This window comes from Fibrobacter sp. (assembly GCF_017551775.1).
GTDB lineage: Bacteria > Fibrobacterota > Fibrobacteria > Fibrobacterales > Fibrobacteraceae > Fibrobacter.
Genome location: NZ_JAFZKX010000019.1, coordinates 47,729 through 71,344 on the forward strand (window position 1 = coordinate 47,729; position 23,616 = coordinate 71,344).

Here is a 23,616-nt window from a genome sequence, read left to right on the forward strand (position 1 = left end):
TTGCAGCCGCGGACGCTGAAGGCGTCAAAACCGAGCGAGAAAGGCCCGCTTAGGGGATTAAATTAGTTGCTTGAGGAGAATAGCCGAACAAAAAATGTGAAAAACTACGACACAAGACCTAATTATGGGCGTTTCTTTCCACGTATAACTCTTTTTCTTTATCGTGAATTTCTTTATCAATACAGATAGAAGAAGAACTTCAAATTCCCAAAAAACACATGTAACATTATCTAAAATTTTCAAGCCTTCTTCTGAAAATAAAGACTTATTAAAAAAAGACAAAATATTGAAGAGTCCATCAAATCCACTTAAAAGAAACGCAACAAAAACGCCCGCACACAATACTGGCTGCTCATTCCAGCGAATTACAATAAACTCACCAATCTCAATCTTTTTTGATCGAATCACAATAATCGCAAGGAAAAAGTATAGCGGAAACCAGAGATAGAATTCCATATCACATTACCTTAAAACTTCTGCTAGCAAAATAAAAAAATCGCTCGGAACCGAGCAAGGCAAAGCGCACAGATGATTAAAGGCGTACGGAAGTTTCTTCTAACTAAAAAAAATTCCGCAACTGCGGAATTTTAACCTAAAACGAGCTTTCGTTCAAAACCGAGCGAGACGAGGCGCAGGGCGACGTGGCGTACAGAAGTACGCGAGGAGCCCTGCAACGAAGTATCGCGATGCGTTTTGGACGAAAGATCACCCTTTGATTGCGTCGCCCATGGAGAACATAGGCATATACATAGCGATCAACAGCGCACCGACAGCACCGCCCAAGAACACGATAATCAACGGTTCGATCATGCTCACGACGCTATCCACTGCGGCGTCCACTTCTTCATCGTAGAAATCTGCCAGCTTCAAAAGCATGCCGCCCAAGTTACCGGTTTTCTCACCCACACCGGTCATCTGGATAACCATGGGCGGGAAAATGCCTACTTCCGTCATGGGGTCGGCAATGGACTTACCACCCGCAATGCCTACCGCAATTCTACCAATCGCCTTTTCCACCACCTTGTTGCCGGCGGTCGAGGCCACCACCTTCAAGGCATCCATCACGCTGACACCGGCGTTCAACAAGGTTCCAAGCGTACGCGCAAAACTAGCCGTAGACGACTTTATCTGCAGGTCACCGATTTTCGGAACCTTCAAGAGGAACTTGTCGAAAGCAAATTGGGCCGCGGGAACCTTCATCACCATCTTCCATGCGATAATAATCGCTACCAGGGCAAGGAAAAGGAAACCGCCGTTGTTTACCAAGAAATCGGAGATGTTCATCACGACCTGCGTCGGAGCGGGGAGTTCCGCATCCAAGGCAGCGAACTGTTCGGCGAAGGTCGGCACCACGAACGTCATAAGGGCGATCACCACCACGATACCCACAATGATAACCATCACCGGGTAGGTCAGGGCCTTCTTCACCTTGCGCTTGAGGCGCATGCTGTTTTCCATCGTCTCGGCCAAACGCGCGAGGATTCCTTCAAGAATACCGCCCGCTTCACCGGCCGCCACCATGTTGCAATACAGGGCGTCAAATACCTTCGGGTGCTGCGAGAGCGCATCGGCCAGCGAAGAACCGCCATTGATGGACTGCGTCACCTTGTGCACCACGTCTTTCAATGCCGGATTCTCGCACTGTTCCTCGAGAATGTTCAAGCACTGGAGCATCGGGAGGCCCGCAGAACACATGGACGAGAACATACGCGTAAAGCGGGTCAGGTCCTCGTGCTTGATGCCGTTACCGATAGGAATCTTGATTTCCTTCGGCTTCTTCTTCAAGCTCACGATAGTGAGACGGCGACGCAGGAGGAGCGATTCCGCCTCGGCCTTGTCCTTGGCATCAAGCGTGCCCTCGAAACTGTTTCCCTGGGAATTTTGCGCCTTGTATAGGAATTCTGCCATCGATTAAACTCCTTCCTTCACAAACAGCTGTTCCAACTGGTCCGGGCTCGGAGAACGGGCGAGCGCCTCGAAGCGGTCGACCTTGTGGTTCTTGACCAGTTCGCAAAGGCACATGTTCATCGTGTTCATACCGAACTTCTGGCCAATTTCAATCATGGATTCAATCTGGTGCACCTTGTCGTCGCGGATAAGCGCGCGGATACCCGGAGTCACGTTCATGATTTCGTACGCCATCACGCGGCCGCCACCGATCTTCGGGATAAGCGTCTGGCATATCACGCCCTGGAGCACGAACGAAAGCTGGGTACGCACCGTCTGCTGTTCGCCCTTCGGGAACGCGTCCACCACGCGGTTGATGGTCTGCACGCAGGAGTTGGTATGCAAGGTTGCGAAGGCCAAGTGACCGGTTTCCGCAATCGTAAGCGCCGCACGGATGGTCTCGAGGTCACGCATTTCGCCGATAAGCACCACGTCCGGGTCCTGACGGAGCGCCATCTTGAGCGCCTGCGAGAAGCTGTTGGTATCGCTACCGACTTCGCGCTGGTTGATCATGCATCCCTGGTGCTTGTGCAGGAATTCAATCGGGTCTTCCACCGTCAAGATGTGGTCATGACGTTCCTTGTTGATCTTGTCGATCATGGCGGCAAGCGTCGTGGACTTACCCGAACCGGTAGCACCCGTCACCAGCACGAGGCCGGAGGGGCGGGTCGTGAACTCGGCGAGAATTTTCGGAAGGCCGAGTTCCTTGAAGGTCTTGATTTCGAGCGGGATGATACGCAGGGCCAGGGCCACGCAGCCGCGCTGCAGGTAGGCGTTGGCACGGAAACGCGCAAGATTCGCGATACCGAAAGAAAAGTCGCACTCCTTATTCTGTTCGAACGACTTCTTCTGGAGTTCGTTCATAAGGCTGTACGTCATGCGCATGGTTTCGTCGGGCTTGAGCTTGTCGTCGCCGAGGGGGGTAAGCTTGCCGGAAAGACGCACCAGCGGGGGCGCACCTGCAGTAATGTGCAGGTCAGACGCGCCACGTTTCACCATTTCGGAGAGAAGGTCTTGAATATTGTATGCCATATTCAAGAATATAACTTAAAACCGCCCGAAAAAAACATAAATTCTCTATAGAAATGCGCTTTAAATCGTTCAAAGTCATCGGTATCACAATTTTAATTGCCGTTTTGTTCATCGCGTACCAGGTGTACCGCGAGAAGTCTCGGCCGTTCCAGGCCCTGCCCGAAAGGATCGAGAACTTCGAAGCCCTAGACGTGGACGGCGGAAAAACGGACTTTAAAACACATAAGGGGAAGGTGACGCTTATCGTGCTGAGCGCAAGCTGGTGCCCGGCGTGCATCGCGGAACTGCCGACCCTCGAAAAGCTCTACCGCGAATTCGCCGGCGACGGTTTCAAGGTGCTCATGATTAGCGAAGACGACAACGTGAGAATCGCATCCCGGTTCAAGAAAAAATACTCGATGCCGTGGACCATGCTTCACTGGAACTACGACCTGATAAACATGCTAGGCAACCCGCGCGTAATCCCCGTAAGCTACCTCATCGACAAAGACGGGAAAATCGACTTCGTAAAGGCTGGCCTCATCGACGAAAAAAGGATGCGCCGCGCGATAAAATCGCTGGTAAGATAACCGAAATACTGCTAATGGACACACTTGCCTTGTTGAGCAAGGCTACGGTGTAACGCGCGGGATAACGATGGTTAAGCAATCGGACTCGGGAAAAGGACGACGTCCTTGATCTCGTCCTTGTGCAGGGCGAGCATGAACAGGCGGTCCAGCCCGAGCGCCACGCCCGAGCAGGCGGGCATACCCGATTCGAGCGCCGAAAGGAAGTTCTCGTCTATCGGAGGAAGGGGCTTGCCCATGCGGCGGCGGATTTCCAGATCCGCATTAAACCGGCGGCGCTGTTCGTCCGCGTCGGTCAGTTCCGTATAGCCGTTGCAAAGTTCCACCTTGTCCACGAACAGTTCGAACCTGCGCGCCCACACGAAGCCTTCCTTGTCGGTATAGGTCTGCGCGAGGGCCGCCTGCGAGGGCGGGTAATCCATAATGAATTCCGCGCCGTTCGCCGCCAGAGCGGGTTCGACCACGAATACCATCAGGTAGTCCCACCAGTCCTCGCGGCTCATGCGTTCCTTGCCCTCGGGTATCGGAATGTTGTAGTACTCGCAAGTCTCGACAAAGTTGTTCAAGTCCTTGCAGAACGGATTCACGCCGGCATAGTTCTTGAAAGCGTCCATCCAGCGGGTGCGACGCGCCTTCAAGGGCTTCCCGACAATTTCGCTCACGAGCGCTTCCACCTCGTCCATGAGCTTATCTTGCGGCATGCCCACGCGGTACCATTCCACCATGCTGAACTCGTTGTTGTGATGCGAACCGAATTCATCCTTGCGGAAGGACTTGGTAATCTGGAATATGTCGCCGAATCCCGCCGAAAGCAGGCGCTTCATGTGGAACTCGGGACTCGTCATGAGGAAGTGCCTAGGAACGCCGTCCACCTCGAAGTAATCGAGCTGCGGATCCGTACCGCCTGCGTTAGAAAGCACGGGCGTTTCCACTTCGAGCACGCCACGCAGTTCAAAGAACTTGCGCACCTTGTTCATCAGTGATTGCCGCAAGATCCATGTCTCGCGGTCACACGTCGGCGAAAACTCCAAACCCTCGAATTGCATTTACTTGCCGTTCACCACACAACGGACAGAAAGCCAGAATTCCTTTTCGACAGGCATCGATGTCACGTTGTTGTCCGTGTTGAACATCGAGCGGGCCAGACCACGGCCATCCTTCAACTGCCTTTCCGTCCAGAAATAAGCGCCTTCGCCCTGAATAACGGAGTTCATGGTCTTGTTGGCATAGCCGCCGAACAGAGCCGTGAACGCATAGTCGTCACCACCGTTGCTGCGCAGCTTTTCAGCAGCCACATCCACACCGCCGGCAAACGTTTCGAGCGCCTTCCAGTCCTCGTCGGTAGAAAGGTGCGTGCCTTCGGGGCATGCGGTCTGGGCTGCAACCTGCGTATAGAGGCGGCCGTACGTCGCGCAGTTTTCTTCGTCGCGGTCATAGCAGTTGGAGCCGCCTTCCACCACGAAGTTCAGGTTCTGCACGAACCACTTGACACCGCCGATTTCCCTGACCTTGTACTTCTGGTTGTCGCGCGGGTCGACGAATTCCTCGAACACGGGGCAACGCGTCGTCAGTTCCTTGGAAGCGAGGATGGAGTCCACCTGCGGCTGCCAGCTCGCGCAGAAGCGGAAGAGTTCGCTGCCCGGCAGCGGAGTAGAATCGGCCATGTGCTTGTCGGCCCAACGGTTCACGTAATCCAGGTTAATGACGACGGAATCCGGGAGAGAAAGCGCACGTGCGTTCGCCTGGAGCATGTCCGCGTACCTCACGGCAGCGGGCTTCGGAGCCTTCCAGTAGCCTTCGACGAGGCCCTTGCGAAGGTTCTCGTACAAGGGAGACGGACGCATCACGGCAATGGTCGTATCTTCCACGAAACGTTCAGGCTTGGTTTCGCAAGTCGTCTGGCGCAGGGTGTCGTTCATGCTCTGAGCCTGGATAAAGCAATCCTCCATGCAGGAATTGCGGGCCTTGCCCTTCTTCGGACACGGCATCCATACGGAAGTGTCCGCATACATCTTGACCGGCTTGGCGTAACCCTTGGTCTTGACCGCGACCTTCGCGACATTTTCCAGGGCATCGAGCGCCTTCGTATTGCCGGTTTCCGCATCCAGGAGCAAGAGAGAAATGACTTCGTTACAGGCGTCGACCGCCTTGGGATTCGAACAAGCCTTCACGCCGTAACCATAGGCAAACTGCGTCGGGCAGTTCGCAAAGGATTCTTCGGGATTGGACTTGAAAATCTTCTCGTACACGCGAACAGCATCGTCCGGAGTGAGCTTGCCGCAGTAAACTTCCTCAATCTTGCCCTTCTTGACCATCTTCTGGGCGGCGATGATATCGCCGGCGTCCACGGCATCGCGGAGTTCTTCTTGGGCAAAAGCAGCAGTCGCAAGAATCGAAGCTGCGACGGCAGTCATACACTTAGTGAATAATTTCATACTATCCTCTCATTCTGTATTTTCAATATAGCAAAGTGATTTTGCAAAAAACCGCCAAGACATACAACTTTTCTACATTTTGGTCATGGATAACGTGAATTCTTTTGATACAGAGGCCATCCGTAGCGAGTTTCCGATGCTCGTCGCAGGCGACAACGATACAAAACCGCTCGCCTTCCTGGACAGCACCGCCACCACGCAAAAACCCGCATGCGTCATCGACGCGATGGACGACTTTTACCGCGAGCACTACAGCTCCGTAAAACGCGGAGTGTACCGCCTGAGCGCCCGCACCACCGAAGCATTCGAAGCCACACGCAAGAACGTTGCGAAGTTCATTAACGCGAAGAGCGAAGACGAAATCGTATTCACTCGCGGCACCACCGAGAGCATCAATCTGGTGGCATGGAGCTACGGCCGCAAGTTCTTCGAAGCCGGCGACGAAATTTTGATTAGCGGGCTCGAACACCACGCGAACATCGTGAGCTGGCAGCTCGTCGCCGAAATGAAGGGCGCCAAGATCAAGGTCATTCCCGTCAAGGACGATGGCGACCTGGATTTGGACAAACTACCCGGGCTTTTGAATGCACGCACCAAGATGGTGGCCGTAACGCACGTGAGCAACGCCGTCGGGACAGTGAACCCGATTGCAGAAATCATCAAGACGGTCCGCGCCGCCGCCCCGCAGGCAAAAATCCTGATTGACGGTGCACAGAGTTCGAGCCACATCAAGATTGACGTGCAGGCGCTCGACTGCGATTTCCTCGCTTTCAGCGGGCACAAAATGTACGGCCCCACTGGGGTCGGCGTGCTCTACGGCAAATACGACGTTCTGGATTCCATGCCCCCCTGGCATGGCGGCGGCGAGATGATCAAGAACGTGACCTTCGAGAAGACGACTTACGCCGACGTTCCCGCCCGCTTCGAGGCAGGCACGCCCATGATCGCCGAAGTCATCGGGCTCGGCAAGGCCATCGAATGGATTAGCGAAAAAGGCATCGAGAACATCCGCAGGCACGAAGCTGAAATCACGCAGTACGCGCTGGAACAGCTCGCAAAAATCCCGCAGGTGAAAGTGCTCGGGAACCCGAAGGAACGCGGCGCCCTCGTGAGCATCACCCTGGATGGAATCGCCGTGAGCGACGCCGCGATGATTCTCGACGAAGAGAACATCGCCGTCCGCAGCGGGCATCACTGCGCCCAGCCCGTGATGGACCGCTTTGGCGTCGACGCCACGCTCCGCCTGAGCTTTGGCGCCTACACGCTCAAGCGCGACATCGACCGCCTTGTTGCGGGCCTTCAGAGAGTCGTCCGACTGTTCGCTTAATTCGCGGATTCGCCGCAGAGTTCATCATGGGTATCGAAAAAGGGATTTTCAACCGCACATCGCTCCTTCTCGGTGACGATGTCATGGACAGCATCTACCAGAAGCGCGTCATCATCTTCGGGCTCGGCGGAGTCGGCAGCTGGTGCGCCGAAAGCCTGGTGCGTTCCGGCATCAAGGAACTCGTCCTCGTCGATTCGGACCGCGTGTGCGTCACCAACGTGAACAGGCAACTGATGGCCACCACCAAGACCGTGGGGCAAGTCAAGGTCGAAGTCCTCAAGAACCGCCTCCTGGAAATCAACCCGCACGCCAATATTGTCGCCCTGCAGGACATCTACGAGGAAGCGAATACCGACAAATTCCAGCTGGACACTTTCGACTACATCATCGATGCCATCGACAGCCTCGAAAACAAGATGCAGTTGCTCTGGCACGCCACGCGCACCAAGGCGACCGTATTCTCTTCGATGGGCGCCGCCCTCAAGATGGACCCCACGCGCATCAAGGTCGCCGAATTCTGGAAAGTAGCCGGTTGCCCCCTCGCCCGCGCCCTCCGCGACAAATTCAAACGTAAGAAGAAGAACCTCAAGAAAAAGGTCCTGTGCGTCTACAGCGACGAGCTCCTGAAAAACCGCGGCAAGAATTCCTCCTGCGGAACAGAAGCCTGCATGTGCCCCAAGGTCCGCAGCGAGCACAGCGAAGCGGAACTCAAGAACGCCGAACTCATCGGCCACGAATGGTGCAGCAGCAAAGCGCAAATCAACGGCACCATGGCGCATGCCACCGCCATTTTCGGTTTCACGATCGCGGGCCTCGTGATGCAGGATATTTACCAGAAGGCTTTAGCCCGTAAAGAGCAAGCCTAGGCAACAAACTTGCGCAACCGAGCGATTTCCACAACCGCCTGGACAATTTTCCCTATGTTGGGGTCGGGCATCCGAAGCGCCGGAATAAACGGTTCCGGAAGTTCGCCCTTCTTTTTGCCCAACTGCTTCTGCTCCGATTCGGCCATCTGCAGCAACATTTCCATCCGAGTGTCGTCGCCGAACGCATCTTTTAGAACAAGCTGGAATTCTTCCATCGAAAACGTCTTGGAATCTTTTTCCATCTTAGAAGACATCCGGTAGCTGCAAAGCTCATTGGCGTCCTTGTCGCTCATGTCTTCGGGAATATCGGCCGTCATTTTGTCCAGATCGAAAATAGCCATCTGCCTCAAAATCGGCCTTCGCAACAATTCCACAACCGCCTGCTCTTTTTCGGCAATATCTTTTCCCTTCACGGCAGCGGTCAGGCCCACCTTTTCAACGACGCCGTCAACGAGCTCCTGGTAGCTTGCGCCAAGCCGCGTTACCCCGCTAGCAAGCGCCTGCCAATCATTCGCCTTGCCACTAGCCGCGCCGCCAAACAAAATACCCGCCAAGTAAGCGAGATTATCCGGCTCGACCTCGCCAAGAAAAACCAGATTCGAATCCAACGTGCAACTCATTTTAAATCACCCCACTGCGTAGGCGATTAACAACCCAATAGCAACCAGCAAACCACCCAGTAGCAACGCCGCAATAACCGTCGCAATAATCAAGAGCCACTTTGTGTATTTAAGGATTTTCACCATCGAGGAATTCTGGTCTTTCGCAAACTGCTGGACAATATTCATCGTCGCGGCAGCAAGGAACCCGACATCATCAAGCCAGCCCACCACGGGAATCGTATCCGGAGCCAGGTCAATCGGCGAAACCGCATAGAGCATCGACATGATGACGAAGAAAACCGCGAGGCCTTTCTTGAAATCAGAAGCGCCATTGGTTTCGACAACTTCCGCTTCGACAATTTCTGGTTCCTTGTCCATATTACCACCTTTGTTTTTTATAAAAACTACTTAATCCTGTCCCCGCAGAATTCCTGACGACCGCATTTTTTGCAGTGAGAACCCATCCAAAGCGTATCGAACTGCTCGATTGCGGGTTCCACAATCGCCGGGTCGTTGGTGAGGATGCCCGCCTCGAAGTTGCGGCGCAGGGAACTCTTCATACCGATACCCGCACCCGTGAGGTTCGCCGACCCTATGTAAGCCGTCTCCAGGTCAAAAATCATCATCTTGAAATGCACCCGCGGGCACATCACGCGCTCCAGGTCCGTCGCGAGAATCTTGTACCGGTCGAAATCCTCGCGGAAGTTCGGGCCCGGCTCCTTCGCGTGAATGAGCCGCACACCCACCCCGCGCTTGAGAAGCGTCGCAAGTTGCCCGAGCAGCGGGATAGAATCGCCGTCCTGCTTCACGTACACGTCCTTGATATCGGCCGTGCCAATCCACAACGTCTCGCGCACCTTCGCGATGCGGGAAATCACCTCGGAGTAATGTTCCTCGTTCTGGATGTACTTGGTGAATGTGGGCATATAAGGAAATATACAATAAAAGCGGGAAAGCGAACGTTTCCCGTATAAAACACAAAATGCCGTTTTTTCAAAAACGGCACTTCGTTGAAAAAACGCAGCCGATGTTGTTTATTAATAAATAAACAACATCTCACGATACTTCGGCAGCGGCCACAACTCGTCCGGCACCACCTTTTCGAGACCGTCGACAACCTTGCGGAGGCCGGCCATCGCATCGAGAATGCCTTCGTGGAGACCGTTCAGGCTGTCTTCCATCGTAGCGATTGCGGCGCTCAGGTTCTTGACGCCTTCACCCAAGGACTTCACGTAGGCATCGACGCCCGGGAAGCCTTGATTCAAGGCCATCTCGTTCGTCTTGAGGGCGCTGGAGTAGGCCTCGACCACCTTCGGCATGATGATGTTCTTCGCCATGTCGCGGCAGACTTCGCCTTCGATGTGGATGCGCTTGTGGAAGTCCTCGACGTTGATTTCGTAGCGGGATTCCATTTCGCGGCGGTTCATCACGCCGTACTTCTCGAACAGCTGGATATTCTCTTCCTTGGTGAGGGCCTTGAGGGCTTCCACGGAGGTGCGGATATTCGGGAGTCCGCGACGTTCGGCCTCGGCGACCCATTCGTCGGTATAGCCGTTGCCGTTGAAGATAACGCGCTTGTGTTCCTTCACGATCTTCTGCAGGATCTTCTGCAGGCCCGTGTGGAAGTTCTTCTCGTCGAGCTTCTCGAGTTGTTCGGCAATCATGTCGAACGCCTCGGCCACGATGGTGTTCAGAACCACGTTCGGTTCGGAGCAGCTCTGGCTACTACCCGGAGCGCGGAATTCGAACTTGTTGCCGGTGAAGGCGAACGGCGAAGTACGGTTACGGTCGGTAGCGTCGCGCGGAAGCGGCGGAAGCATATCGGCACCGATACGAAGCGCGCCGGCCTGCTTACTGGACTTGGGCACGCCTTGTTCGATTTGTTCGATGACGTCCATGAGCTGGTCGCCGAGGAACATGGAGACGATTGCCGGAGGAGCTTCGTTCGCACCGAGGCGGTGATCGTTGCCGGCACCAGCCGTGGTCATGCGGAGCAGGTCGGCATGGGTGTCGACGGCATAGATGATGGCACAGAGCGTGGTAAGGAACACGGCGTTCTGGTGCGGGTCCTTGCCCGGGTTGAGCAAGTTACCCTTGCCGTAAGAGACAGACCAGTTGTTGTGCTTGCCGGAACCGTTCACGCCGGCGAAAGGCTTTTCGTGCAACAGGCACACGAGACCGTTCTTGTCGGCCACGTTGCGGAGCACTTCCATGATTTGCATGTTGTGGTCGCACGCGAGGTTCACTTCTTCGAACATCGGGGCGAGTTCGAACTGCGCGGGCGCGACTTCGTTGTGGCGCGTCTTGGCCGGAATGCCGAGCTTCCAGAGTTCGGTCTCGACTTCGTTCATGAAGTTCAAGATGCGGGCCGGAATGCTGCCGAAGTAGTGGTCGTCCATCTGCTGGTGCTTCGCGGGAGCGGCACCGAACAGCGTGCGGCCGGCCTGGTAAAGGTCGGGGCGTTGCAGGTAGAAGCGCTTGTCAATCAGGAAGTATTCCTGTTCGGCACCGAGCGTCACCGTCGTCTTTTTGGGGCCGGCCTTGAAGCAGGTCATGAGGCGGCGGGTAGACTTGGAAAGGGCCTGCAGGCTACGCAGGAGCGGAGTCTTCTTGTCGAGCGCTTCGCCGGTATAGCTGCAGAACGCGGTCGGGATGCAGAGCGTGGCGCCGTTACCGTGACGCTTGATGAATGCCGGAGAGGTCGGGTCCCAGGCGGTGTAGCCGCGGGCTTCGAACGTGGAACGGAGTCCCCCGCTCGGGAAGGACGATGCGTCCGGTTCACCGACGATGAGGTTCTTGCCGCTGAACGCCATGATGGCGCGGCAGCCGTCCGGTTCCAGGAAGGAGTCGTGCTTTTCGGCGGTAGAGCCGGTGAGCGGCTGGAACCAGTGCGTAAAGTGCGTGGCACCGCGGTCCATCGCCCACTTCTTCATGGCGTGCGCCACATCGCCCGCGATGCTCGCGTCGAGGGCGGCACCTTCGTTGATGGTCGCGATCAACTTTTCGCAGACGTCCTTGGGAAGGTATTCGCGCATGGCTTCAGCGTTGAACACGTCTTCGCCGTAGAAGTCCACGCTCACCGGGGCTGCCGGCTTGGTCGGCGCGGTCGCTTCCTTCGCGATTTCGTTGATTGTCTTTTTGCGGTAGCTTACGCTCATCTTGAACCTCGTTTTTTGCCATTTTCAGGCGTTTTTCATTTTATGAAAAGGAAATTAGGAATAAAAACGGGGCGTGGCACCCGATTTCTGGGTCGATTTTCCCAAATTTCATTACATTTTTGTAAAATTAATGTATATTATTACAAAAACGTAAAATTTACATGAAGGAACCACGCTAAGGACGTCGCCAACGGAGTCATGCTGATGAAAATCAGCATCGGCTTTTCGCGGGTAGTGACAGCCGACCCTGTCCTGACTTGCGTCAGGATGACCAAGCGTCAGGGTGACATTTGGAAGAGATTATGCTTAACGAAACCGAAGAAATCGAGAAGCTAAAGGCGCAGGTCGAGCGGTACGAACGCGAGATCCGCGAACTGCGCGACATCATCGACGAGAAGCCCGGCAAGATGGTCGGGAACAGCGGCGAGATGCGCGCAGTTTACAAGCAGATCAAGGCCTGCGCCGGCAACGACGCGCCCGCGCTCATCTACGGCAACGACGGCACCGGCAAGGAACTCACCGCCCGCACCATCGCGGAACTTTCCCCGCGCAAAGGAGGGCCGTTCACCGTTCTCGGGTGCGCGAACCTGCGCGAAAGTTTCGGGAACCCGGCAAGCGCCTTCGAGAGCGAACTCTTCGGTTACGAACGCGGAGCGTTCCTCGGCGCGAATACCCGGCACATCGGCAAGGCGGAACTCGCAAACGGCGGGACGCTCTTCCTGGACGACGTCTCGGCGCTCGGCCTCCCCGACCAGGAAAAACTCCTGCGCTTTATGCAAGGCCAGACCTTCAACCGCCTGGGCGGAAACATGCAACTCCATTCCGACGTGCGCCTCATCGCAGCCTCGAGCAAAAACCTCGAAGAGATGATGCAGCAAAAGCTCTTCCGCGAAGACCTCTTCTACCGCCTGAACATCGTGCAGATTACGCTCCCCGACCTGGCGCAGCGCAAGAGCGACATATTGCTTTTGGCGGAACATTTCATCGCGCAAGTGAACCTCAAGTACGGTCGCCACGTGATGCGCCTTTCCACGCCCGCCATCGACATGCTCATGAGCTACCACTGGCCGGGCAACGTACAGGAACTCGAGAACTGCATCGAACGCGCGGCGCTCGCCACCACCGACGACTGCATCCATTCGCACGACTTGCCGCCCACGCTGCAAACCGATGTCACCAGCAAAACGTCTATCATCCCCGAAGGGGGCGCCTCGCTCGAGACGCTCCTTGAAAGCTACGAGAAGGAAATTCTGACCGAGGCGCTCCGCCGCAACAACGGGAACCTTTCCGCCGCCGGACGCGACCTCTCCGTAAGCCCCCGCATGATGCACTACAAAGTAAATAAATTCAAATTAGTTACTTAATTTATACATATCTATTATTCCGCTACTGTTCTTAATTTATTTATATTTATTTCATACTTATGAAAGAACAGAGCAAGCTCCTCACCTCTCGCCAAAAAGAAATTCTATCATTACTTCGTAAAGGTCTTACAAACGCTGAAATATGTAGGACATTGAGTATATCAGAGAATACAGTCAAGGTACATCTAGCCAACATATACAAGATTCTGGAAGTCACCAACAGGACAGAAGCGGTTTCAGCCAACATTGACGAAAAACCAGCCAACACTGCCGAAGAAACCAACGACATACATATTGCCATCACAGGCAGCGACAAACTGAACGCCACCCCCCTGGCCAAGGACGTGTCCCTTTCGATTGTAGAAGCCCTGCACCACTACCACCTGTTCCGAATCACAGACAACGTATCCTCGCAGTCGGAATCCACCTATCAAATACAAGTCACGAGCGCCCAGGGCAAGGACGACACCCTCTTTGTAACCCTATACAAGAGCGGTTCCTCCGAAATTCTCTGGTCCGCATCGAAAAAGATTTCCGCAGATAGCGACATTCAGCTATTAGCCTCGCAAATCACCATCCAGCTTTTCAACCACATCACAACAGCTGCCGCACACGCCTACGAAAAGAACAGAAACAGGACTCCGCTATGGTGGTACGCCTCCTGTTATGCGAACTTCAAGATTCAAAGCACCTGCAGGGAAGCCTTCGACGAAATCGTCCCGGTACTCGAAACCCTGTGCACGAAAGAGAACCACCATGTCTATGCGGCCAATTCACTCGTTTTAGCTTATTACGCCGCAATCAACGAGTCCTGGGCGAACGCCGAAGAATACGTGGCCAAAATTGGGAAAATCGCTTGTTCCGAAATGCGAAACAACCCCTACTCCATCTACTCGCAGTTCATGATGGGCGTCTACAATATCGTCATCGGCAACAAAAGCGAGGCCATCGCTTATTTCAAGCAAATACTGAAGGCAAATCCGGAAGATTTCAGAACTCGGAGCATGCTCGCACAAATCTACCTGCTCACCGGGAAAGAGGACAAAGCCCTCCACCTGTTCAACGAGAACGAGCGTTACCTTCCGGAATCCGCCGGAATGGCCCTCCAGTCGACAACAAAGGCTTTCATCTACTACCTGCAAGAAAAATACGATGAAAGCGAGGAAGTCGCCGCCCAAGTCGTCCTTTTCCACCCCGAAACACCACTTGCAAGGTTAATCGTCATCGCCTGCAAAAATCGTAAAGGCGATTTCGAACAAAGCGAAAGCCACATCAAGAAATTCTTCGAGTATCACCCGCATTTCAAGAAGTCGGATCTGGAAAAATTGCTTTCGGGCATTGCGCCTTCGAAAAAAAACGTCATTCTCAGCTGTATCAGCAACGTTTTTCCGTAAGCACTAGCCCTAAAAAATAGTCCATTCGGGTTATGGACAAATAATACTATCGCAGTTTATCTTTAAAATACCAAATAAAGGAAACTGCAATATGAATACAGAACCCAAAGATCCGAAGGATTATTACAAACAGAAACTTACCATCAAGGACCTGAGACCAGGCGATATTCTCACCTTCGAAGGTGAGGACGACCATGGCATATCCAGCGCCATCATGATGCTCACCAATTCCAAGGTGACGCACGGAGCTCTCTATTTCCAGGACAGCCCCGTCGAAGCGCTCGCCGATGCCGGACAATCCGGCCTACACGCTCACGAAGTCATCGACAAGGAAGATTCCAGATGCGCCTACGTCTGCCGACTCCAGAAAAATGACAAGGGCGACCTCTTCTCGGATTCCGAACTTTACCCCGTCCTCCATAGCGCCAAGGGCTACCTCGACCTAAAGATGCCCTATCCCTATTCCGATCTCGTCCTGCTTGCCATGATTCTCATCTTCAAGGATATTTCCCACGTCAACATCAAGCAGCACGTCATCATCGGCATCCTCAAGATTGTCGCGGCAGAAATCAAGAAGCTGATTGATGAAAAGAAGCACAAGGGCGAACACACGATGGTCTGTTCCTCGTTTGTCTACCAGTGCTACCTGGACGCATCGAAAAACAACAAGGATCTCAAAATCAAGTTGAGCAATTCCGATATGCACGTCCTCAAGTGCGCGAACCAGGCCCAGACGCTTTTCAACCTCTATGCCGAACATGCGGCAGAAAACAACTTCGAAACCTCACGTTTCATGGTTCAGGAAGAAGACGACAGCGTAAACGATTTGGAAGCCCTTCTCAAGGAAGCTCTCGAAGACAACGGCAATTCGCGCGTCATGCTCATGAAAACCAACATTCTGAGCCGCGCAATCGAAGACTTCCTGATGAAACTCTTGGATTATTTGGGATATAAATTCAAATCCATCAAGGAACTCATTGAAAACGCACGGGAGCTTCAGTCGATGTTCGTTACCCCGAACGACCTGTGCTACAACATCGACAATGCGGAAAAGGTCGGTTACATCAACCTGTACCGCGCAACCGAAGACCTCGCCGAAGACCAAATTACCACCAAATACAACAAAGAACCCTAATCTCAAAAAAGGAGAACTAACAATGGCTGAAACAATAGAAGGAAACGCCAGAGCATTCACCCTTCACAACGACGGAAATTTCGTCGCCCACATCGTACTCGTATGGACCCATCCCGAAACCGGCAAAAGCGGGGAATACGAACAGTCCGGCTACCACGACATTTGCAAATATGCCGAACGGACAGTCAATCTGAGCGATACCGACATCCCCTTGGGAGCATTGGTCCATTTGAAGGTCGACGTCGTCCTGGGCAAGGATAATGAAGACCACAAGCGTTCCTTCACCTACACCGCGGATGGCAAAACTGCCGATTACACAATTTCAGGCTGGACATTAAGCAACGATCTCACATACAACAGCCTCAAGTAACAAGCCGACTGAACATGCAAAAAGGAATGGCGCTCTGAAAGCGCCATTCCTTCTTTTTTTTGCAAAAATCGTGTGCGATAAATCACACATATTTGTCTTGACAATCAAGTTTTTGTCCACACAAAAATACTACTTAGTGCATAAAATGTATTACAAATAGATAAAAAAATGGGCCGGGTGACATGGTCACACCCGAACCCGCCTACTGCTTGGGAAGGCCTTTAACGTCGAACGGCAGACGGTTTTCCTGAATGGTCATGCGTGCAAACATGTTCACAGCTGCCGAGACAGAAATACCGACCGACTTGCAGAAACCGGTGAATTTTTCCTTTGTTTCTTCGTCCATACGTACAGATACTATACCCATATTCATCTCATGTAACCTAAAGTTGTATTCTGTTATCCTTTGTGTTAGCCTCTAGCAATATTAATAAATTATTTTGGACGAAGATAGTTTATATACAAATTTTCATTTATTTATAGCAAATTTTTTTGTCCTAAGCGTGTTTTGAGAGTCAGAATATTTTCCGACCTGTTTTTGGAGCCTTTTTCAGAGCCTTTTTAGAGGCGTTTTTTTGCCTTTTTTTGACGTTTTTTAGCCATTTGTTGAGCGCCATGCAACGGAAAATCAACAGTTTTGGCCCTTAAAACCCCTTTTTTTGTAGTTTTAGGTAGATTATAGGTATGGTCGACGTACTGGAGTATCTTGAATATCGCGATTTTTTGAAGGATTGGTTCGCCGAAAGCAAAAAAGACAACCCCTTCACTAGCTATCGCTACCTGAGCCAGAAGACAGGTGTGGATCCTGCCTGGCTCGTTCGCGTATTCCAGAAAGGCGGACACCTGAACGAGGACTCGCTCCCCGTGTTCATCCGCCTCTGCAAACTCGACGACCGCAGGGCCGAATATTTCAAGACCCTCTACCGGTTCAACAAGACCAAGGCCAAGCAGGCCATGTCCGAGCTCTATTACAGGCTCATGGAACTGCGCGAAATGGAAACGCGCGTGCTCACCGAGCCGGAACTCGCCTACTTCGGCAGCTGGAGCTGTTCCGCACTCCGCGCCCTCATCGGGCTCACCAAGGACACCAGCGACATCACCAAGGTCGCATCGCACCTGAACCCGCCCATCTCGCAGGACGAGGCCCGCAGCGCGCTCGAAATCCTCAAGAAGCTCGGGCTTGTAGCCCCCGACGGCAACGGCGGCTGGAATATCACCGACCAGATACTTTCTACCGGTGGAGAAGTCAAGAGCCAGGCCGTGCGCAACTTCCACAGGCACACCATCGAGCTCGCGCAGGAATCCATCGACCGCCACAAACCAGAAGAACGCGACATCTCGAGCGTGGTGTTCACCGCCGCCGAAGAAGACCTGCCCGAAATCAAGCACCGCATCGAGGAATTCCGCCGCGGGCTCCTGCAGTTCGCCCGCAAGAGCGAACGGGCCGACCGCGTCTACGCCATGAATATCGCGATGTTCCCGCTGTCGGACAAAGTGGATGACCCGGCGACCGGTGGGGAGGAGGCAAAATGATGCACTTACTCCACAAGATTCCCTCCGCATTTTTGTATCTTTGGGACATGGGCACCGCTGGCTGCCAAAAATTTCCATTAAAAATTGCAGGGAGCGCAAGGTTCTTTGCGGTATTTGCATGTGCGCTTACGGCGGGTGCCACCCTCAGCGCGTGTACCGATCCTCAGACCGCGGGCGGTGGCCCAAGCGGAACCGATGCCGGTAACGCCATTACGGCCCAGATTATTTCCGAAGGCAAGCCGGCAGCGCAGGTGACTGTCCGCCTTATCGAAAGCGAAAGCCTCGAAGCCAATTCCGTCCATACGGCAAACACCGACTCCAAGGGCAACGTCCTTTTCGAGAACATCCCCAACGGCGAGTACATCCTCGAGGCCACTGCGGGCGACATGGCCTTCCAGAAAGAAATCATCATCGACGGCGAAGACATCGACCTCAAGAACGCGAGCCTTGAAAAGACCGTTTCCGTCTCCGGCTCCGTCCAGGAGAAGACCGGCATCATCAAGGTCCGCGGACTGGCACACGAGGCCAGCGTCGTCGACGGCAAGTTCACGCTCGATTCCCTGCCTGCAGGTCCTCTGAGCCTCGTGTTCATCCCGAGCGACGAGAAAATCGACACGAGCTGCACCTACATGAAGGTCGTCGCAGGCGAGACCTCCACCGCAAGTACGTTCGCCGAAGAAAGCCGTTCGCTCCTGCTCGACGACTTCCAGGATTCCAACTATCAGAACAGGTTCATGCCCGCGCGCACATACGACGGCGGCTGGTGGTATTTCGACTTCTCCAAGCAAAACGTCACGCCCGAATTCATCACCACGAAAGACACGCTGCACCGGTTCCTCCTCGAAAACGACAACGGCAACATCGTGGCACACGTCGCGGCGAAGTTCGGCGATCCCATCAAGGATTCCACAAACAAGACGACGATATGGCCCTGGGCTACCGTCGGCATCGAACTCGGCAAGAGCAAAAAGACGCTCTGCAACGATATCTCTTCCGTTGACTCCGTCGCATTCCGCGCCAAGGGAACCGGAACCATCATATTCGGCGCAATCGACGAAACGCAAGATATCGACAACCGCATCATCGCGGAGTACAAATTCAACCTCTCCGAAACCTGGAAAAAGACGACCATCTCGCTCGCCGATATCCTGGACGACAGGTTCTCGTACACCTGCGTGAACCAGCTCGTCTGGAGATTCAAGGCGAACAACGATGAAAGGGTCGACTTTTGGCTCGACGACATCGAGCTCATCGGCGGCAAGAGACTGAGCATCTGGAAAAAATGATGCCGGCAAGCCAATCCGCAGGCCCGCGCGCGGTCTCTACCAATCAAGAAGGCATCTACAAAGATCTCGAGAGCGCCGTGCGCAAGTACATGCGCACGCAATACCTGCGCCCCATCGCCGACCACACGCGTGAAGCTTTCGCGCAGGCGGTCGAATTCGTCTGCAAGTTCTACGGGAACGCAGGCCGCGCATGGAACGAAGACCGTGCCGTCCACGCCCCCTACGACGTGATTCTCGATTCAGGTTGCGGCACGGGCGAAAGCACCCTGAACATCGCAAAGAAATTCCCGGGCGCCCCCGTCATCGGGATAGACAAGTCCGCGGCCCGACTGACAAAAGCCGGCGGCACGGCTTCAAGCGACGCAGGTCAGCTCCCGCCCAACGCATTCCTCGTGCGCGCCGAACTGCTCGACTTCTGGAGGCTCGCCCTCGAAGAAGTTCGCACGGGCCGCTGGCACATTCCCTACCACGCGCTCTACTATCCCAACCCCTGGCCCAAACAGAGCGAGGCCACGCGAAGGTTCCACCTGCACCCGATTTTCCAGACGCTCCTTTCGCTCGGCGATACCATCGAGTTGCGCACCAACTGGGAAATCTACGCACAGGAATTTGCGGAAGCCGTGCGGGTTGTAAGGGAGGCTCCCGGAGCCATGCCCGACCATGCCATACCGACGTGGAAGACAATCACCCGCGAGGCGTTCGAGCCGGAGCACGCGATTACCGCCTTCGAGCGCAAGTACAAAAACGCCCGCCAGCAATTGTGGCGGGTCGTCGTCAATCAAACTTAGCGGAACCTAGTTGCGGTCGCCGAGCCACCTCACGAAGGTCTTCAGGTCCTTCGTCGTATGCACGTTCACCGTCGCATCGCCAATCACGAGGAATTCCGAAAGCCCATACTTGTCGCGACCTTCGGCACCCCAGTCGTAGGTGTAGCCCAGGCGCGTCCACGGGTGTCCTCCCCTGCTCCTGTAGCTTGTCGACCAGGCCTTGTCGAACCAGTTCCTGTGCCACATGCCGATCGAATCCAGTTGCGAGTCATCGCCGTCCTCGAAGCGGCAAGCCATCTCGGAACTCGTGATATCGGGATTGTAAGCCGGCCTGATTATGTTCTTGGGGTCGACCCAGAGCGTGGAGAAGTGAGTAATCTTGTCTTCGCGCGAAAGCCCGAGCAGCTGGCGGAGCCTCAAGGGCCAGTTCCTCACATCGGACTTGTTCAGCCTGTACCAGTCCAGGAATTCGCGGTCGGAGAACACGCGCAAGCCGTTTTCGACAGTGACAGGCTTTCCGGGCTCGTAGGAATCGGGAGTGTCGTGGGCGACAACCATCAACACCTTGTCCTTTTCCGGATTCCAAGTCACCTTGTCGGAGGTAGAATCAATGATGACCAGCGGACGGATATCGTCGCACCCGCCGTCCTTCGCCGCCTCGACAGCCGCCTTGTACTGTTCGGTCAGCAGGGAATCGCGGTCCGCGAAGCTCACCTTGGAACCGTCACCGCGCAACACCTCGCAATACGGAATTTCGGAAGCCCTGACGGCGACTTCCGCCTTCTTGAATTCCTCTTCGATAAGGGCATCGTCGTGCGAGAAGAGCTTGTCGCCCTGCAAGAACGAAATCACGATCTTGCACAGGCCCTGCTCCGGGATAATCAAGCCGGATGCGCCCTTGTTCGCCGTCGACGAATCCAGGACAAACTTGTTCTCGTGCTCGCCGCAGTTGTAGCTGTAGCTGTAAAGCGTCGCCGGGCCCGGCTTGATGGGCGCAAAGAACACGTTGTCCTGTTCATCGCTCCATGTCGGCTTCACCACGAAGGTAGAATCGCCAAGTTTCATGTAATGCGGAGTCGCCTCGCTGCAATAGAAGGCCGGCTGCCGGAAAACGCCGATAACGCCCGTCTTTCCCTTGAATACATCTTCGCTCTGGAGGTAGAGCGTCTTCGCACAACCCCAAAAGGCAAGCGTAACTCCCGCAATTGCCAAAATAGCTGTTTTTTTCATCATAAACCACCCGAATCGTTTATTCAAGAATATATATAAATTTTTCGGAGCGACCAAACCGCCGACACCGCCAGAATGGCGTCTACTTGCGTACAAGTTTGGATTTCATCGTCGTTTTCATTTCGTACATACGCTTGTCCGCCGCGCGGTAGACCGAATCGGCATCCCCGTTCGTCTCGCTATGGTAGGCAATCCCGTACGCCGCCTCCAGAGGGACAGGCAGCTCTTCCTTGCAGTTCTTCTGCAGATTCTGCAATTTTTCGATAGCCGCGGGCAAGTCGGCGACATGCTCGTTTCGGACAATAGCCAAAAATTCGTCGCCTCCCATGCGGATGGTCGTCCCGATGCCCGTAAACGCCTGCTTGAGCACGACGGAGAAGGCCTTTATCAAGTTGTCGCCGACAGCATGTCCGTAATGGTCGTTCACCATCTTGAGCCCGTTCAGGTCGATGCTCACGATTGCGAAATCAGCCGTAGACTTGTCCAGGAAACCGAAAATCTGCAGGCACTTCGCACGATTGAAAAGCCCCGTAAGCGAGTCCACGTAGGCCATGGTCGAAAGCACGTCCTTCTCGGCCTTGTCCTCAAGAATATGGAACAGGTACACCAGGTAGCTCGCCACCAGCAGCACCACAAATATAAGCGCGCCGAGCGGAAGCCACGTCATCTCGAGCGGGGTATTTTCCAGCGAGTAGGTCAGGCACAGGTTGTAGCGGATCAGGTCGAACCCCGCCACCGATGCAAAAAAGACGACGCCCAGCGTGAGAATCTTCCCGGAACGATCCATCTTGGAACTGTACAGCGCCCCCGTGAAAATCAAGTATATCATTCCGGTAGCGACATAGACATGGAAGCACGGAAGCGTCTTGGGGAACGCAAGCACGCCCGTAAAGTGCAGGGTCGCATTCACCAGCAGGAGCACGAAACCAACGACGACAAACCCGAAAATGCCCCACCATTTCCATGCACTGATCTTACCTTTGCGCATGTTCAGGAGCAAGAAGCAGAACGGTAGCGGCGCGAAGTAGAGGCTAAGGTATTCCAGCGCAGAATTGAGCGTCAGGTTGAAAGAAATAATCTGCAACAGCTTCATGTGGCAAAGCGTCCAGAGGCCAAGCGAATTGGACAGGAGCCCAATCATCATGACGCGAACCGCCGAGATACCGTAGAACGTGGTCGCCACACCGACCAGCAAGGCGAGAATGCCGAACATGGTGAGGAACGCTCCCACAACAAGCGCAAAAACATGGCGAGCAAAATAATCGCTGTTCGCGTATTCCGTCGGAAACAGGTCAAATTCCGAAAAAGCCCGACGGCTGTCATCTATAGCAAAGAACGCACGAATTTCGAGCGGCTTTCCGGAAGCGGATTTCGGCAGGTGTATATAGTGGAATCCGCTACCGATGAACTTCCCGCGCGAAGCGAGGTCGTTGCCGAAGGAATAAATCTTTTCGCCGCCCGTAAACACGTTGAAGGCCATATGCACAGAACGCATCCGGAGCGTCATGGGGGAAGCGGAATACTGCGGCAGGTCAAACCGCAGCACGAGGGAATCGCCAAAGCGCGTGTTCTCCGGGGACTTAAACTGCGATATGGAAGGCACCTCAATCGTATCGCCCTTATAAAGGGCCACGGCGCCAACATTCAGGCGTTCAATCGACGGGGAAAGACCGTTCCCGCGTACCGCCAGGAACGCTGCCAGGGAACAGACCAAAAAGCAGACGGCCAATACCCAAGCGAGGATTATTTTTACCTTGTTCTGCATCGTTGTAATAAAAATAACACCTTTTTGGGGAAGAATAACAAAAAATTTACGTTATCAAAAAGAAAAAGCCCCTTTTTCGACAAAAAACAAACATCCAAAAACAAAACGCGAATCACGGCAACCTCAAAACAGCGTAATTTACGAACTTGCCACAGGAGGTGTCATCCGGAGGCAAGAAATCCACCACAACATATTCCCCGTTGATTTTCCGCTCGTCAAATTCCACAAAGCGGTAATTGATATCATCCTCGCCCCAGTGATGAGTGGAGTTAAATTCCTTGTAAAAAAAAGCGTCCCGCATGGAACGCCTTTTTAATGCTTTGTGGATCCTATCGCGTCCTTCGGACGCTCCAGGATGACAATTGAGGGGCTAGATCCTTCGACTTCGCAACTTCGTCACAGTAGCCTACGCCTCGGCAATGGACTCGCAAGCGATTCCGCTGCACTCGGCTTGCAACTACTTGACCACGATGTTCACGAGCTTGCCCGGGACGACGATGGACTTCACGACAGTCTTACCCGCCATAAACTCCTTCATTCTATCGTTTTCCATGGCGAGTTTTTCGAGGGCGGCCTTGTCCATGTCCTTGGCAACGGATGCCTTGGCGCGGACCTTGCCGTTCACCTGGAACACGACTTCCACGGTGTTTTCCACAGCCTTGGAGTGGTCGGCTTCCGGCCAGGCGACGTTCGTGAGGGATTCGTTGTGACCGAGGATGCTCCACATTTCTTCGGCGATATGCGGGGCAAACGGGTGCAGCAACTTCACGAAGGTTTCGCACGGTTCGCGGTAGCGCTTGTCCATCTTCATCATTTCGTTGTTGAAAATCATCAACTGG

23 protein-coding genes and 1 pseudogene are annotated in these 23,616 nt (G+C 54.1%); 11 read left to right on the forward strand and 13 right to left on the reverse strand.

Annotation, left to right across the window (positions count from 1 at the left end; translation table 11 throughout):
• Positions 1-705: 705 nt before the first annotated feature.
• A complete protein-coding gene (locus tag IK012_RS02515) occupies positions 706-1,908 on the reverse strand; it encodes a type II secretion system F family protein (RefSeq protein WP_290949997.1) in 1,203 nt (400 codons plus the stop codon).
• A 3-nt stretch (positions 1,909-1,911) separates the two neighbouring features.
• A complete protein-coding gene (locus IK012_RS02520; RefSeq protein WP_173379844.1) occupies positions 1,912-2,979 on the reverse strand; it encodes a type IV pilus twitching motility protein PilT in 1,068 nt (355 codons plus the stop codon).
• Between the two features lie 53 nt (positions 2,980-3,032).
• Between IK012_RS02520 and IK012_RS02525 the strand changes: the two genes are divergently transcribed.
• The gene (locus tag IK012_RS02525) at positions 3,033-3,548 is read left to right on the forward strand and encodes a TlpA disulfide reductase family protein (protein ID WP_290950002.1); all 516 of its coding nucleotides are present in this window, start codon (positions 3,033-3,035) and stop codon (positions 3,546-3,548) included.
• Positions 3,549-3,619: 71 nt separating this feature from the next.
• Here the strand turns inward: IK012_RS02525 and epmA are convergent, their stop codons facing one another.
• A complete protein-coding gene (epmA, locus tag IK012_RS02530; RefSeq protein ID WP_290950005.1) occupies positions 3,620-4,591 on the reverse strand; it encodes an EF-P lysine aminoacylase EpmA in 972 nt (323 codons plus the stop codon).
• Complete coding sequence (locus tag IK012_RS02535; RefSeq protein ID WP_290950008.1) at positions 4,592-5,980, reverse strand: FISUMP domain-containing protein; 1,389 nt, start codon at positions 5,978-5,980, stop codon at positions 4,592-4,594.
• 85 nt (positions 5,981-6,065) lie between these two features.
• Between IK012_RS02535 and IK012_RS02540 the strand changes: the two genes are divergently transcribed.
• Both IK012_RS02540 and IK012_RS02545 read left to right on the forward strand, forming a co-directional pair.
• Positions 6,066-7,307, forward strand: coding sequence for a SufS family cysteine desulfurase (locus tag IK012_RS02540; protein ID WP_290950011.1), 1,242 nt, complete (start codon positions 6,066-6,068; stop codon positions 7,305-7,307).
• Positions 7,308-7,333: 26 nt separating this feature from the next.
• A complete protein-coding gene (locus IK012_RS02545; RefSeq protein WP_290950014.1) occupies positions 7,334-8,173 on the forward strand; it encodes a tRNA threonylcarbamoyladenosine dehydratase in 840 nt (279 codons plus the stop codon).
• Here the strand turns inward: IK012_RS02545 and IK012_RS02550 are convergent.
• The 4 genes from IK012_RS02550 to IK012_RS02565 all read right to left on the reverse strand — a co-directional run bounded on the left by IK012_RS02550 (position 8,170) and on the right by IK012_RS02565 (position 11,933).
• Positions 8,170-8,793, reverse strand: coding sequence for a hypothetical protein (locus IK012_RS02550; protein ID WP_290950017.1), 624 nt, complete (start codon positions 8,791-8,793; stop codon positions 8,170-8,172). The genes IK012_RS02545 and IK012_RS02550 overlap by 4 nt on opposite strands.
• A 6-nt stretch (positions 8,794-8,799) precedes the next feature.
• Entirely contained in the window at positions 8,800-9,153 is a 354-nt protein-coding gene (locus IK012_RS02555) for a DUF1232 domain-containing protein (protein ID WP_290950020.1), read from the reverse strand.
• Between the two features lie 26 nt (positions 9,154-9,179).
• On the reverse strand, positions 9,180-9,701 hold the full coding sequence (locus tag IK012_RS02560) for a phospholipase D-like domain-containing protein (protein ID WP_173384016.1): 522 nt from the start codon (positions 9,699-9,701) through the stop codon (positions 9,180-9,182).
• Between the two features lie 111 nt (positions 9,702-9,812).
• Positions 9,813-11,933 carry a glutamine synthetase III gene (locus IK012_RS02565; protein ID WP_290950025.1) on the reverse strand — a complete coding sequence of 707 codons (2,121 nt, stop codon included), beginning with the start codon at positions 11,931-11,933 and terminating at the stop codon, positions 9,813-9,815.
• Positions 11,934-12,235: 302 nt separating this feature from the next.
• On the opposite strand from IK012_RS02565, the gene IK012_RS02570 reads away from it, so the two are divergent.
• The 5 genes and pseudogenes from IK012_RS02570 to IK012_RS02585 all read left to right on the forward strand — a co-directional run bounded on the left by IK012_RS02570 (position 12,236) and on the right by IK012_RS02585 (position 16,196).
• Complete coding sequence (locus IK012_RS02570; protein WP_290950028.1) at positions 12,236-13,297, forward strand: sigma-54-dependent Fis family transcriptional regulator; 1,062 nt, start codon at positions 12,236-12,238, stop codon at positions 13,295-13,297.
• A 68-nt stretch (positions 13,298-13,365) separates the two neighbouring features.
• Positions 13,366-13,536: pseudogene (locus tag IK012_RS13570) on the forward strand (response regulator transcription factor); the annotation flags it as partial.
• Positions 13,537-14,202: 666 nt separating this feature from the next.
• Entirely contained in the window at positions 14,203-14,691 is a 489-nt protein-coding gene (locus IK012_RS13575; RefSeq protein WP_367273763.1) for a tetratricopeptide repeat protein, read from the forward strand.
• Between the two features lie 91 nt (positions 14,692-14,782).
• Positions 14,783-15,826 carry a hypothetical protein gene (locus IK012_RS02580; protein WP_290950035.1) on the forward strand — a complete coding sequence of 348 codons (1,044 nt, stop codon included), beginning with the start codon at positions 14,783-14,785 and terminating at the stop codon, positions 15,824-15,826.
• 22 nt (positions 15,827-15,848) lie between these two features.
• A complete protein-coding gene (locus tag IK012_RS02585) occupies positions 15,849-16,196 on the forward strand; it encodes a hypothetical protein (RefSeq protein WP_290950037.1) in 348 nt (115 codons plus the stop codon).
• A gap of 202 nt (positions 16,197-16,398) precedes the next feature.
• Here IK012_RS02585 and IK012_RS02590 read toward each other — a convergent pair whose 3' ends face one another.
• Positions 16,399-16,569 carry a type II toxin-antitoxin system RelB/DinJ family antitoxin gene (locus IK012_RS02590; RefSeq protein WP_367273761.1) on the reverse strand — a complete coding sequence of 57 codons (171 nt, stop codon included), beginning with the start codon at positions 16,567-16,569 and terminating at the stop codon, positions 16,399-16,401.
• Positions 16,570-16,880: 311 nt separating this feature from the next.
• Between IK012_RS02590 and IK012_RS02595 the strand changes: the two genes are divergently transcribed.
• From IK012_RS02595 to IK012_RS02605, 3 genes are read left to right on the forward strand one after another with little or no spacing between them, the layout of a single operon-like run.
• Entirely contained in the window at positions 16,881-17,729 is an 849-nt protein-coding gene (locus IK012_RS02595; protein WP_173379640.1) for a TIGR02147 family protein, read from the forward strand.
• Positions 17,726-19,015 (forward strand): carboxypeptidase-like regulatory domain-containing protein, encoded by a 1,290-nt coding sequence (locus IK012_RS02600; RefSeq protein ID WP_290950040.1) that lies wholly within the window; start codon positions 17,726-17,728, stop codon positions 19,013-19,015. Before IK012_RS02595 ends, IK012_RS02600 begins: the two co-directional genes overlap by 4 nt.
• Positions 19,012-19,803: a methyltransferase domain-containing protein gene (locus tag IK012_RS02605; RefSeq protein WP_290950043.1), complete on the forward strand. Its 792-nt coding sequence runs from the start codon at positions 19,012-19,014 to the stop codon at positions 19,801-19,803. The genes IK012_RS02600 and IK012_RS02605 overlap by 4 nt, the downstream gene beginning before the upstream one ends.
• Before the next feature lie 6 nt (positions 19,804-19,809).
• Here the strand turns inward: IK012_RS02605 and IK012_RS02610 are convergent, their stop codons facing one another.
• From IK012_RS02610 to IK012_RS02625, 4 genes are all read right to left on the reverse strand, one after another.
• Complete coding sequence (locus IK012_RS02610) at positions 19,810-21,015, reverse strand: hypothetical protein (RefSeq protein WP_290950045.1); 1,206 nt, start codon at positions 21,013-21,015, stop codon at positions 19,810-19,812.
• A gap of 79 nt (positions 21,016-21,094) precedes the next feature.
• Positions 21,095-22,777 carry a GGDEF domain-containing protein gene (locus IK012_RS02615; protein ID WP_290950047.1) on the reverse strand — a complete coding sequence of 561 codons (1,683 nt, stop codon included), beginning with the start codon at positions 22,775-22,777 and terminating at the stop codon, positions 21,095-21,097.
• A 112-nt stretch (positions 22,778-22,889) separates the two neighbouring features.
• Positions 22,890-23,078, reverse strand: a complete 189-nt coding sequence (locus IK012_RS02620; RefSeq protein ID WP_290950049.1) for a hypothetical protein — start codon at positions 23,076-23,078, stop codon at positions 22,890-22,892.
• Between the two features lie 156 nt (positions 23,079-23,234).
• The coding region (locus IK012_RS02625; protein ID WP_290950050.1) for a class I tRNA ligase family protein at positions 23,235-23,616 on the reverse strand (382 nt) is incomplete at its 5' end.

Excerpts from the sequence above, each read along its gene's own strand:
- IK012_RS02515 (WP_290949997.1), bottom strand. The coding sequence starts at position 1,908 with ATGGCAGAATTCCTATACAAGGCGCAAAATTCCCAGGGAAACAGTTTC.
- IK012_RS02520 (WP_173379844.1), bottom strand. The coding sequence starts at position 2,979 with ATGGCATACAATATTCAAGACCTTCTCTCCGAAATGGTGAAACGTGGC.
- IK012_RS02525 (WP_290950002.1), top strand. The coding sequence starts at position 3,033 with ATGCGCTTTAAATCGTTCAAAGTCATCGGTATCACAATTTTAATTGCC.
- epmA (WP_290950005.1), bottom strand. The coding sequence starts at position 4,591 with ATGCAATTCGAGGGTTTGGAGTTTTCGCCGACGTGTGACCGCGAGACA.
- IK012_RS02535 (WP_290950008.1), bottom strand. The coding sequence starts at position 5,980 with ATGAAATTATTCACTAAGTGTATGACTGCCGTCGCAGCTTCGATTCTT.
- IK012_RS02540 (WP_290950011.1), top strand. The coding sequence starts at position 6,066 with ATGGATAACGTGAATTCTTTTGATACAGAGGCCATCCGTAGCGAGTTT.
- IK012_RS02545 (WP_290950014.1), top strand. The coding sequence starts at position 7,334 with ATGGGTATCGAAAAAGGGATTTTCAACCGCACATCGCTCCTTCTCGGT.
- IK012_RS02550 (WP_290950017.1), bottom strand. The coding sequence starts at position 8,793 with ATGAGTTGCACGTTGGATTCGAATCTGGTTTTTCTTGGCGAGGTCGAG.
- IK012_RS02555 (WP_290950020.1), bottom strand. The coding sequence starts at position 9,153 with ATGGACAAGGAACCAGAAATTGTCGAAGCGGAAGTTGTCGAAACCAAT.
- IK012_RS02560 (WP_173384016.1), bottom strand. The coding sequence starts at position 9,701 with ATGCCCACATTCACCAAGTACATCCAGAACGAGGAACATTACTCCGAG.
- IK012_RS02565 (WP_290950025.1), bottom strand. The coding sequence starts at position 11,933 with ATGAGCGTAAGCTACCGCAAAAAGACAATCAACGAAATCGCGAAGGAA.
- IK012_RS02570 (WP_290950028.1), top strand. The coding sequence starts at position 12,236 with ATGCTTAACGAAACCGAAGAAATCGAGAAGCTAAAGGCGCAGGTCGAG.
- IK012_RS13575 (WP_367273763.1), top strand. The coding sequence starts at position 14,203 with ATGGGCGTCTACAATATCGTCATCGGCAACAAAAGCGAGGCCATCGCT.
- IK012_RS02580 (WP_290950035.1), top strand. The coding sequence starts at position 14,783 with ATGAATACAGAACCCAAAGATCCGAAGGATTATTACAAACAGAAACTT.
- IK012_RS02585 (WP_290950037.1), top strand. The coding sequence starts at position 15,849 with ATGGCTGAAACAATAGAAGGAAACGCCAGAGCATTCACCCTTCACAAC.
- IK012_RS02590 (WP_367273761.1), bottom strand. The coding sequence starts at position 16,569 with ATGAATATGGGTATAGTATCTGTACGTATGGACGAAGAAACAAAGGAA.
- IK012_RS02595 (WP_173379640.1), top strand. The coding sequence starts at position 16,881 with ATGGTCGACGTACTGGAGTATCTTGAATATCGCGATTTTTTGAAGGAT.
- IK012_RS02600 (WP_290950040.1), top strand. The coding sequence starts at position 17,726 with ATGATGCACTTACTCCACAAGATTCCCTCCGCATTTTTGTATCTTTGG.
- IK012_RS02605 (WP_290950043.1), top strand. The coding sequence starts at position 19,012 with ATGATGCCGGCAAGCCAATCCGCAGGCCCGCGCGCGGTCTCTACCAAT.
- IK012_RS02610 (WP_290950045.1), bottom strand. The coding sequence starts at position 21,015 with ATGATGAAAAAAACAGCTATTTTGGCAATTGCGGGAGTTACGCTTGCC.
- IK012_RS02615 (WP_290950047.1), bottom strand. The coding sequence starts at position 22,777 with ATGCAGAACAAGGTAAAAATAATCCTCGCTTGGGTATTGGCCGTCTGC.
- IK012_RS02620 (WP_290950049.1), bottom strand. The coding sequence starts at position 23,078 with ATGCGGGACGCTTTTTTTTACAAGGAATTTAACTCCACTCATCACTGG.